Source organism: Pseudomonas sp. (assembly GCF_035512415.1).
Classification (GTDB): domain Bacteria; phylum Pseudomonadota; class Gammaproteobacteria; order Pseudomonadales; family Pseudomonadaceae; genus Aquipseudomonas.
In genome coordinates this window covers 71,030-81,327 of record NZ_DATKDZ010000039.1, presented here as the reverse complement: position 1 = coordinate 81,327, position 10,298 = coordinate 71,030, and the positions used below count along the sequence as shown (strand labels likewise).

At 60.3% G+C, this 10,298-nt stretch carries 10 protein-coding genes; 3 read left to right on the top strand and 7 right to left on the bottom strand.

Annotated elements, in window-relative coordinates; all coding sequences use genetic code 11:
• The 5 genes from VMP31_RS20495 to VMP31_RS20475 form a co-directional block, all read right to left on the bottom strand.
• Positions 1 to 568, bottom strand: a 568-nt coding sequence (locus tag VMP31_RS20495) for an MmgE/PrpD family protein (RefSeq protein ID WP_325509555.1), incomplete at its 3' end; no start/stop codon positions are given.
• Between the two features lie 34 nt (positions 569 to 602).
• Positions 603 to 1,157 carry a DUF4124 domain-containing protein gene (locus VMP31_RS20490; protein ID WP_325509554.1) on the bottom strand — a complete coding sequence of 185 codons (555 nt, stop codon included), beginning with the start codon at positions 1,155 to 1,157 and terminating at the stop codon, positions 603 to 605.
• 66 nt (positions 1,158 to 1,223) lie between these two features.
• Positions 1,224 to 2,384, bottom strand: coding sequence for a bifunctional 2-methylcitrate synthase/citrate synthase (gene prpC, locus VMP31_RS20485; RefSeq protein WP_325509553.1), 1,161 nt, complete (start codon positions 2,382 to 2,384; stop codon positions 1,224 to 1,226).
• 69 nt (positions 2,385 to 2,453) lie between these two features.
• Positions 2,454 to 3,338, bottom strand: coding sequence for a methylisocitrate lyase (gene prpB / locus VMP31_RS20480; RefSeq protein WP_325509552.1), 885 nt, complete (start codon positions 3,336 to 3,338; stop codon positions 2,454 to 2,456).
• On the bottom strand, positions 3,335 to 4,090 hold the full coding sequence (locus VMP31_RS20475) for a GntR family transcriptional regulator (protein ID WP_325509551.1): 756 nt from the start codon (positions 4,088 to 4,090) through the stop codon (positions 3,335 to 3,337). Before VMP31_RS20475 ends, prpB begins: the two co-directional genes overlap by 4 nt.
• 306 nt (positions 4,091 to 4,396) lie before the next feature.
• On the opposite strand from VMP31_RS20475, the gene VMP31_RS20470 reads away from it, so the two are divergent.
• From VMP31_RS20470 to VMP31_RS20460, 3 genes are read left to right on the top strand one after another with little or no spacing between them, the layout of a single operon-like run.
• A complete protein-coding gene (locus tag VMP31_RS20470) occupies positions 4,397 to 4,933 on the top strand; it encodes an ATP-dependent zinc protease (protein ID WP_325509550.1) in 537 nt (178 codons plus the stop codon).
• A gap of 5 nt (positions 4,934 to 4,938) precedes the next feature.
• Positions 4,939 to 6,465 (top strand): inactive transglutaminase family protein, encoded by a 1,527-nt coding sequence (locus VMP31_RS20465; protein ID WP_325509549.1) that lies wholly within the window; start codon positions 4,939 to 4,941, stop codon positions 6,463 to 6,465.
• A 4-nt stretch (positions 6,466 to 6,469) separates the two neighbouring features.
• Complete coding sequence (locus tag VMP31_RS20460; RefSeq protein ID WP_325509548.1) at positions 6,470 to 7,456, top strand: alpha-L-glutamate ligase-like protein; 987 nt, start codon at positions 6,470 to 6,472, stop codon at positions 7,454 to 7,456.
• A gap of 92 nt (positions 7,457 to 7,548) precedes the next feature.
• Here the strand turns inward: VMP31_RS20460 and VMP31_RS20455 are convergent, their stop codons facing one another.
• Entirely contained in the window at positions 7,549 to 8,694 is a 1,146-nt protein-coding gene (locus VMP31_RS20455; RefSeq protein ID WP_325509547.1) for a MalM family protein, read from the bottom strand.
• Between the two features lie 10 nt (positions 8,695 to 8,704).
• Positions 8,705 to 10,297: an outer membrane protein transport protein gene (locus VMP31_RS20450; protein ID WP_325509546.1), complete on the bottom strand. Its 1,593-nt coding sequence runs from the start codon at positions 10,295 to 10,297 to the stop codon at positions 8,705 to 8,707.
• Between the last annotated feature and the right edge of the window lies 1 nt (position 10,298).

The following is a 10,298-nucleotide window of genomic DNA, read 5'->3' as shown; positions in this document are numbered from 1 at the left end:
TGAGACCGAGGAGCTGCGAGACCACGGCGGTCGAGGCGACCTTCACCAGCACGACGTGGTCGAGCCCCACCTTGTTGAAGCTGTTCTCGAGCGCGATGCAGCCCTGGATCTCGTGGGCCTTGATCATGGCCGTCAGCACGTCGCGCACGGTGAGCGGCTCGCGCCCGGCGGCCACGTTGTTGCGCGAGAGCCAGTCGGCCGTCGCGAGGATGCCGCCCAGGTTGTCCGAGGGATGCCCCCACTCGGCCGCGAGCCACGTGTCGTTGAAGTCGAGCCAGCGGATCATCGTGCCGATGTTGAAGGCCGCCTGCACGGGGTCCAGCTGGTAGTTGGTGCCGGGCACCTTCGCGCCGTTCGGCACCACGGTGCCGGGGACGATCGGGCCCATGAGCTTGGTGCAGGCGGGGTACTGCAGCGCCTCGAAGCCGCAGCCGAGCGTGTCCATCAGGCAGTAGCGGGCGGTCTCGTAGGCGTCTTTCGAGGCAAGCTTGTACTTGTGGACGTAGTCGGCGATGTCGACGAGGACCTGGTCGGGATCGGGGCGGACGTTGGAGATGTGGGCGGACATCAAGGGGAGTTTCTTCTCGGTGGGGTTGTCGGGGTCATTTCTTCGGCGCGGCAGGCGCCGGGGCTCCAAGCCGCGCCACGAAGCGCTCGCAGTACTCGGCGAGCGAGCGGGGGTCGGGACCGAGGCGGGCGCGCTCGGCGGAAGTCCGGGCGTCGGCCTGGGCGCGCGCGCCATCGTCGGTGTCGTACTTGATCACCATCTCGCGGTTGCGCGCGCTCCACTGCCGGATGGCGGCGGTGTGCTTCGCCTCGAAGCCCGGCACGTCGATGCACAGGCCGGTGTCGGCCATTACCGCGATCACCTGTTCCATCCGCCGCTGCGCGCCCTGCGCCGCCTGCTCGGCGGCGGCCTTGAGTTGCTCCTCGCTCTTCGGCGCGACCGGGTCGGGCGGCCGCACCGTCGATTGCTTCTTCGCGTCCACGCACGGCTCCTGCTGGTACTGCACGCGGCCGCTCGCCTGCACGCACTTGTACAGCGTCTGCGCCTGCGTTGGTAAGGCCGAAACACAGAGGACACAGAGGAACACAGAGGCCACAGAGGAAACGCCTCGAGTGTCTTCTCGCCTGCCGATGCGGTGCCCTAAGTACATTCCGGTTCGCCTTTCTCTGTGACCTCTGTGTTCCTCTGTGTCCTCTGTGTTTCCAGCTTGGTTCCTTCAGGGGCGCTTGGCCAGGGGGACGAACTCGAGGTTCTCGGGCCCGGTGTAGTTGGCCGACGGGCGGATGATCTTGCCGTCGATGCGCTGCTCGATCACATGGCTGGACCAGCCCGAAGTGCGGGCGATGACGAACAGTGGAGTGAACATGGCGGTCGGCACACCCATCATGTGGTAGCTGACGGCGCTGAACCAATCGAGGTTGGGGAACATCTTCTTGATTTCCCACATGGTCGATTCCAGACGCTCGGCAATGTCGTACATCTTCATATTGCCCTGCTCTACCGACAGCTCGCGGGCCACATCCTTGATCACCTTGTTGCGCGGATCGCTCACGGTATAGACCGGGTGACCGAAGCCAATCACCACTTCTTTCTTCTCCACCCGGGCGCGGATATCAGCCTCGGCTTCATCGGCGTTGTCGTAGCGCTTCTGAATCTCGAAGGCCACCTCGTTGGCACCGCCGTGTTTCGGCCCACGCAGCGCGCCGATACCGCCGGCGATGCAGCTGTACATGTCGGAGCCGGTGCCGGCGATCACCCGCGAGGTGAAGGTCGAGGCATTGAACTCATGCTCGGCATACAGGTTGAGCGAGGTGTGCATGGCGCGCACCCAGGAATCCCGTGGCTTCTCACCGTGCAGCAAGTGCAGGAAGTGGCCGCCGATGGAGTCGTCATCGGTTTCCACATCGATACGCTTGCCGTTGTGGCTGAAGTGATACCAGTACAGCAGCGCGCTGCCCAGCGAGGCCATTAGCTTGTCGGCAATGTCGCGGGCACCCGGGTGGTTGTGGTCGTCCTTCTCCGGCGACACGCAACCCAGCACGGATACCGCGGTGCGCATTACATCCATAGGATGGGCGGACGGCGGCAGTTGCTCGAGGGACACCTTCAGCGCTGCGGGCAAACCACGCAGCGCCTTGAGCTTAGCCTTGTAGCCTGCAAGCTCGGCAGCGTTGGGCAACTTGCCGTGGACCAGCAGGTGGGCGATTTCTTCGAAGTCGCAGCGGTTGGCAAAGTCGAGCACGTCATAGCCGCGATAATGCAGGTCGTTGCCGGTGCGGCCGACGGTGCACAGCGCGGTATTACCAGCAGTGGTGCCGCTCAGGGCCACGGATTTTTTCGGCTTGAAGCCTGGGGTGGTTTCTGGGGTCGCACTCATCGCTAATCTCTCCTCATCCGATCCGGTCGGTGGTTCTTTTAAGCAGGCGGCTAAGACCTGCGTTCCGGTTTATTTTTTGGCGGCAAACAGCGCATCGAGGCTCTGCTCGAAGGCGTGATAGTTGATGCGCTCGTACAGCTCCATGCGGGTTTGCATGGTGTCGACCACATTCTTCTGCGTGCCGTCGCGGCGTACGGCCATGTAGACGTTCTCGGCCGCCTTGTTCATGGCACGGAAAGCCGACAGCGGGTACAGCACCAAAGAGACGTCAACCGAGGCTAGCTCTTCGGTGGTGTAGAGCGGCGTGGCACCGAATTCGGTGATATTGGCCAGGATCGGAGCCTTGATCCTGTCGGTGAAGGTCTTGTACATCGAAAGCTCAGTAATGGCCTCCGGAAAGACCATGTCGGCACCGGCCTCGACACAGGCCGCGGCGCGGTCCAGTGCCGAGTTCAAGCCTTCCACCGCCAGGGCATCGGTGCGCGCCATGATCACAAAGCTGTCATCGGTGCGCGCATCGACGGCCGCCTTGATGCGATCGACCATTTCCTGCTGGGTCACGATCTCCTTATTAGGACGATGACCGCAGCGCTTGGCACCCACCTGATCCTCGATATGAATCGCCGCCGCGCCGAACTTGATCATCGACTTGACGGTGCGCGCGACGTTGAACGCCGAAGCACCAAAGCCGGTGTCGACATCTACCAACAGCGGCAGATCGCACACATCGGTGATGCGGCGTACATCGGTCAGCACATCATCCAGGCCGGTGATGCCCAGGTCTGGCAAGCCAAGGGAGCCCGCTGCCACACCGCCACCGGAGAGGTAAATCGCCTTGAAACCGGCGCGCTTGGCCAGCAGTGCATGGTTGGCGTTGATCGCACCAATGACTTGCAGCGGATGCTCTTCGGCAACAGCATCACGGAAACGCTGACCTGGACTCTTCAAGCTCATGACTCACCTCGGGTTTTGGCTGTCTTGGGATGCGCGCCCTGCCCCATGCTCATGGCGCTAGCGGAGCTCATGGCGTAGTGGCGCTCGATATTGCGTTTGGAGGCACCGATATGTCGGCGCATCAACAACTCGGCCAGCTCACCGTCACGGTCGGCAATGGCATCGAGAATGCGGTGGTGTTCGGCAAACGCCTGGCGCGGCCGGTTCGGCGTGGCGGAGAACTGCAGGCGGTACATGCGCACCAGCTGGTACAGCTCGCCGCAGAGCATCTGGGTCAGGGTCTTGTTACCGCTGCCCTGGATAATCCGGTAGTGAAAGTCGAAATCGCCTTCCTGCTGGTAGTAACCGACACCGGCCTTGAAGGCGGCGTCCTGCTCATGCAGGTCGAGCACCCGGCGCAGATCGTCGATTTCCGCCGGGGTCATGCGCTCCGCCGCTAGGCGACAGGCCATGCCCTCCAGGGACTCGCGAATCTCATAGAGTTCGATCAGCTCGGCGTGGCTAAGCGAAACCACTCGCGCACCAATATGGGGAACCCGTACTAGCAGGCGCTGTCCTTCTAGGCGGTGGATGGCTTCACGCAAGGGGCCACGGCTGATCCCGTAAGTGCGCGCCAGCTCAGGCTCGGAAATCTTGCTGCCCGGGGCAATCTCGCCCTTGACGATAGCGGCTTGGATACGCCGAAAGACCTGTTCGGACAGGGTTTCAGAATCTTCCTGGGGCGATTCGAGCGACTCTATGACATCGAGCATATTGTTGACACTCGCCTTGGTATTTGCCGAAAAATTACGCCCAGGAGACCGTAATGTCAAACACAAGCAAGATACTGTCGACAATAATCACCCCCTACTTTAGCCAATACCCGCCGCGACCTTACTTGCAAAAACCACCATAAGCGCCTGTCATCACAGAAAAATCCCATGATAGAATGCAGCCCTCTTGTGCCTGGCGGAGCATTTCCAGGCAGCCTGCTAGACTTCAGATAAGCTGTTTGATGCAAACCAGCCATGCCTGCCGGTCGTTCTGATCAACCGTTTGTGCTACATCCGATAGGACTTATGAGACTGAAGCTCTTCCCACTACTGTTATGTCTACTGTTTTTCCCCGGTTTGAGTTTCGCCGAGGAAAAAACCATCTATGGTCTCAATGAATACGTACGCCTGTTCGATCTCGACCTGAAACTGGCGGCAAAACTCGATACCGGTGCTAAAACAGCGTCCTTGAGTGCACGCGATATCAAGCGCTTCAAGCGTGACGGCGAAACCTGGGTACACTTCTATCTGGCCATCGACGAAGCCCACAGCAGCCCGATCGAGCGCCCTCTGGCGCGTATCAGCAAGATCAAAAGACGCGCCGGCGACTATGATCCAGAAGAAGAAAAAACCTATACCGCGCGCCCGGTGATCGAAATGGATATCTGCATGGGCCAGGCCTTGCGCACAATCGAAGTGAACTTGACCGACCGTAGTGCTTTCCAATACCCGTTGCTGATTGGCTCCGAAGCGCTGAAAAACTTTACGGCTCTGGTCGACCCAGCTCTTAAATACGCAGCAGGAAAACCTGCCTGTACCCCTGACGCCAACCTTGGTGAGTAACCTTCATGCGCTCTCTTAACCTGCATCTGAAAGTCCTGGTCATACTCCTGGTGAGTCTGGGCGTTCTGATTACGGGCTATCAGATATTTATCCTCGGCATCCCGGTGACCGAAGATGAAACTGACGATCTGTGGAATATCGATGCCAAAGTCGAGTTCCAGGCCAGTCCTCGCGATCCGGTCAAACTGCAAATGTTTGTGCCGCCGCTGAATCAGGATTACGTCAGCCTCAACGAGAGTTTTATCTCGAACAACTATGGCGTGAGCATCAACCGCGTCGATGGCAACCGCAAAGTCACCTGGTCCGCCCGCCGCGCCAGCGGTAAACAGACCCTGTACTACCGCCTGGTGTTGACCAAGCGTTACAGCGGTGAGCAGATCGCTGCCAAGGGCCCGATCTTCCGCGACCGCATCCCAGTCGAAGGGGCCGAGAAGATTGCTGCAGAAGCCTTGCTCGCGCCGATCCGGCAGCACTCGGCGGACGTCGAAACCTTTATCACCGAGACCATCAAGCGGGTTAACAACAGCAATGACGACAACGTCAAGCTGCTGCTGGGTGGCGATGCCTCCACCGAAAACAAGGCCAGGGTCATCGAGTTGCTGCTGTCCATCGCCCATGTGCCGATGCAGCGCCTGCACACCATCCGCCTGGTCGCCGAAACCCTGCAGAGCCCCGAACTCTGGCTGCGCAGCTTCAATGGCGAGAGCTGGCTGTACTTCAGCCCTGAGTCGGGCGAGCAAGGCCTGCCGGCCGATCGCCTGGTCTGGTGGATCGGCGATGACGACCTGGTCAGCCTGGAAGGTGGCAAACAGGCACAAGTCAGCTTCAGCCTGAACAACAGCGAGATGAACGCCATTCGCCTGGCCAAGTTGACCGACGAAAACACCGATGTCGACTTCCTCGAATACTCGCTGTACGGCCTGCCGCTGCAGACCCAGCAGACCTTTATGATCATGGTGATGATCCCGATCGGCGTGCTGGTGATCCTGATCCTGCGCAACCTCGGCGGCCTGCAGACACTCGGTACCTTCACCCCGGTGCTGATCGCCCTGGCCTTCCGTGAAACCCAGCTGGGTTTCGGCATCCTCCTGTTTACCGTGATTACCGCCCTGGGCCTGTCACTGCGCTCCTATCTCGAGCATTTGAAACTGCAGATGCTGCCCAGGCTATCGGTGGTGCTGACCTTCGTGGTGGTACTGATCGCGGTGATCAGCCTGTTCAGTCATAAACTCGGCCTGGAGCGCGGTTTGTCCGTAGCCCTGTTCCCGATGGTGATTCTGACCATGACCATCGAACGCCTGTCGATCACCTGGGAAGAGCGTGGCGGCAGCCACGCCTTCAAGGTAGCGATTGGTACCCTGTTTGCCGCAACCCTGGCGCACCTGCTGATGAGCGTGCCCGAGCTGGTGTACTTCGTCTTCACCTTCCCGGCGATCCTGATGATCCTGGTGGGCTTTATGCTGGCAATGGGTCGCTATCGCGGCTATCGCCTGACCGAACTGTTCCGCTTCAAAGCCTTCCTCAAGGACTAATGCCATGTTCGGTCTGATCAAGACGTGGAAAGCCCTTGAAGCCAAAGGCATCATGGGCATCAACAGACGTAACGCGGACTATGTGCTGAAGTACAACAAACGGCACCTCTACCCGATCGTCGATGACAAGATCATCACCAAGCAGCGCGCCATCGAAGCGGGCATCGATGTGCCGGAAATGTACGGCGTGATCGAGACCGAGAAAGGCATCGACAAGCTGCGCGAGATCATCGGCGATCGTCCGGACTTCGTGGTCAAGCCGGCCCAGGGGGCCGGTGGCGATGGCATCCTGGTCATCGCCGACCGTTTCGAAGACAAATACAAGACGGTCTCCGGCAAGATCATCAGTCACGAGGAGATCGAACATCAGATCTCCAGCATCCTCACCGGCCTCTATTCCCTGGGTGGCCACCGTGATCGCGCGCTGATCGAATACCGCGTCACCCCGGATCAGATCTTCAAGAGCATCAGCTACGAAGGCGTGCCGGATATCCGCATCATCGTGCTGATGGGCTACCCGGTAATGGCCATGCTGCGCTTGCCGACCCGCCAGTCCGGCGGCAAGGCCAACCTGCACCAGGGTGCGATCGGCGTCGGCGTGGATCTGGCCACCGGCGTGACCCTGCGCGGCACCTGGCTGAACAACAAAATCAGCAAGCACCCGGACACCACCAACGCGGTGGACGGCGTACAGCTGCCCAACTGGGATGGCTTTATGAAGCTGGCGGCCGGTTGCTACGAGCTGTGTGGCCTCGGTTATATCGGTGTCGACATGGTGCTGGACCAGGACAAGGGCCCGTTGATTCTCGAACTCAATGCTCGCCCCGGTCTGAATATCCAGATCGCCAACGACTGCGGCCTGACTCACCGCGCCCATGCCGTGGAAGCGCGTATCGCCGAACTGACCAAGCAAGGCGTACAAGAAAGCCCCGAAGAGCGCATGCGCTTTTCCCAGCAGCTGTTCGGCCACGTGCCCATCGCCGAAATCTGATTGTCGGAACCCATTAAAAAGCCCGGATTTTATCCGGGCTTTTTAATTTCAGGGCCGCCGAGAACGACCATGCAAATCTGATCAGCGAAGACTCAACGCACGATGGCCAGCTCGAAGGAGCCCTCATCGCCATGGGCATGGGCCTGCATGCCCGCCTCGTCGATCGCCAGGGCCTGCAACGGCCGTTTGAAGGGCTTGTTATCCAGGGTTTGCAGGTTGCGGTCCTCATCGGTGGTCAATAGCAGGACATAGCGCTCCCCTGCTGCCGCCTTGACCTGCACCGTGCCCTCGATAAAGGCATAGCGGTACCAGGTTTCGCCATGCAAGCGGTAAACCGCATCGCTGACCAGGCGAGTCGGGCGCTTGTGCTCATCGAGAAATAGCACTGAAGGATAGAGCACCTGCTTATTGGCGAAGCTGCGGATGCGCAGGCCGAAGTCATGCTGCGAGCGCGGCAAGCGGAGCGCGGCGTAGTAGCTTTTGCCCATTGGGAATGCCAGGCTCGGGGAAAAACGATTGAGCTCTTCATATCGCGGCTCGTCAGCGCTCAGGGGTTTGAAGGCATCCTCCTCCAACTGTGCACAGCACAGTGTCAGCAGCTCCTCATAACGGCCGCTATCTGGCTGCTCGCTGCCCGCCAGCAACGCCTGCATGGCCGCTGTCGGCTGGCCATCGAGCCCGGGCAGCTGGTTCTGCTGGCGGACGAATTCAAGCTCACGACCCTGGCTGAAGGCCGTGCCGCCGGGTGCCGAGACGCTCGCGCGCGCCTGCCCAGGCACTGCATCGTTACGCATGCGGCCTTGCTCATCGACCCAGGTAAAATAGCGCCCATCGCGCTCGGAGCGGGCAAAGTCGCGCCCTTCCAGCACATCGGAACTGATGTAGTCGCTGGAGCGCTCACCGGTGCCCAGCAACATCTCACTCGCACCACCCTGCAACTGGCTGCCGGCATGGAAGCTGTTCTGCAGATTGCCGTTGGCATCCACCCAGGTGAAATAACGTCGCTTGCTCTCGCCGGCCGTCTGCTCTCCCGGCCAGCCACCTGCCCCCTGCTGCTTGAAACGGGCCTGATCGCTGAGGCTGATATTGCGCGCTGCCAGGCGCTGATGCGCGGCATAACTGGCATCGACAAAGGTGTTGTGCACCCGACCCTGATCGTCAACCCAGGTCAGATAACGGCCACCAGCCTCAGCCGTGGCAGCGCAAATCAGGCAGCAACCCAACCACAGCCCACGCATGACAAGGTTCCTAGAAGGTGGTGCGGTAAGTCAGAGCCAGAACATAGGCCTTGACGCTGGTCTTCACGTCGAGATCGGCATAGGGGTTGTATACCATGCTGTCGATATCCGAGCAGTTGATATTGCAACTGGAGCGAGCGGGAATGTTCTGCTTGCTCACCAGGTAGTTGAACCCGATATCGATCACCGTGTCCTTGTCCCACTGGTAACCGGCCCCCAAGCCATACAGATGGGCATCGCCCAGCGGGGCCAGGGCATCGGCCTTGTTGCCGGGAATCGCCGAGGGACGCGGCTCGTACCCCATGCGCAGGCTCAGGCGGTCATTGACCTGATATTCGACCCCAACAGCCCAGCTCCACACCGACTCGTAGCCACGATCCAGAATGATGGTATTCGAGGTGGCATTCTCCGGGGAGAACAGGCTGGCGATGGTCAGCATGTCCAGCTGGCGGTCGAACTCCAGCTCGAACTCGTCCCAGGCGGCGTAATCGGTCCACTTGATGTCCAGGTTGATCTGCCAACGGTCATGGGGCTTGAACTTGATGCCGGTGGCGAAGTGTGCCGGGTAGGTCATGTTCAGCGAGACATTGCCCCGCTCCTTGTCGAACAGGCCGTCGGGGGTCAGGCTGTTGAACACCGCGCCGATAAAGGAGCTGTCCAGGCCCTGCCAGAAACCCTGCCAGTCCTCGGAATAGTCCACCACGTAGCGGCCCTTGAGGCGCATCTTGGCTTCGCTCTGATACACCGCGCCCAGGGCAAACCAGTCGCTGGGTTCCCACAGAAAACCGACGTTCCAGGTTGGCGAAAGGCTCTGCTGCATATCGATGTTGATATTGGCGATATCGGTAAAGGGCCCCAGTTCGCCGCCGCAGATATTCAGGAAGACCTCGAAGGGATTGCCGTCGACCACACACAGCGCATCCTGGGCCACGCCGATAAACCCGGTGAGGATGCCCGGCGCGCGGAAGTCCTGATTCAGCGCCATGGCCTGATGGGAAAAGCCGATGGACAGGCCCACGGACAACTCGTCATTGACCTGATAGGCCAGCGACGGGGAGAAGTAGGTCAGGCGCTGGATCACCAGTTCCTTGCCCTGGTAACGACCAGGGTCGTCGTCCTCACGGGAAAAGCCCAGGGCCTGTGGTGTGTACATGTTGGTGGCGAAGGTAAACTTGGAACCCGGTGGGTTGATCGACAACCCAGCCAGCGGCGCAAACAGCAGTGGCAGCTCGGTGGCCCCGCCTACGCCGGGCAGGTACATCATGGCCGCGCTGGCTTTACTCGACGAGTTGGCGATAGAGTCGTTGCTCAACCCCATAAAGTTACTGCCATAGTCCGCCGGCGCATCGAAGTCCGCACGAATGTCCATCACCCCAGTAATGAACTTCACCGTGGTTTGCCGGCCCTTGAGCTTACTCAGCGCCGCGGGGTTGTAATGCACCGCATCGACACCGGTGGAGTCGGCGGTTACCGCATTGCCCAGGGCCATGGCCTTGGGGTTGCCAATGGTCAGGTTTTGCGCCATCTGCGCCTGCGTAGCGCCAGCCCAGAGTGCAAGAACCCCGACAATCGCCTGCCGTAGCAGCGAAATTCGCATCGTCATA

Coding starts and splice junctions, on each gene's coding strand:
- VMP31_RS20490 (WP_325509554.1), bottom strand. CDS start 1,157: ATGTACTTAGGGCACCGCATCGGCAGGCGAGAAGACACTCGAGGCGTT.
- prpC (WP_325509553.1), bottom strand. CDS start 2,384: ATGAGTGCGACCCCAGAAACCACCCCAGGCTTCAAGCCGAAAAAATCC.
- prpB (WP_325509552.1), bottom strand. CDS start 3,338: ATGAGCTTGAAGAGTCCAGGTCAGCGTTTCCGTGATGCTGTTGCCGAA.
- VMP31_RS20475 (WP_325509551.1), bottom strand. CDS start 4,090: ATGCTCGATGTCATAGAGTCGCTCGAATCGCCCCAGGAAGATTCTGAA.
- VMP31_RS20470 (WP_325509550.1), top strand. CDS start 4,397: ATGAGACTGAAGCTCTTCCCACTACTGTTATGTCTACTGTTTTTCCCC.
- VMP31_RS20465 (WP_325509549.1), top strand. CDS start 4,939: ATGCGCTCTCTTAACCTGCATCTGAAAGTCCTGGTCATACTCCTGGTG.
- VMP31_RS20460 (WP_325509548.1), top strand. CDS start 6,470: ATGTTCGGTCTGATCAAGACGTGGAAAGCCCTTGAAGCCAAAGGCATC.
- VMP31_RS20455 (WP_325509547.1), bottom strand. CDS start 8,694: ATGCGTGGGCTGTGGTTGGGTTGCTGCCTGATTTGCGCTGCCACGGCT.
- VMP31_RS20450 (WP_325509546.1), bottom strand. CDS start 10,297: ATGACGATGCGAATTTCGCTGCTACGGCAGGCGATTGTCGGGGTTCTT.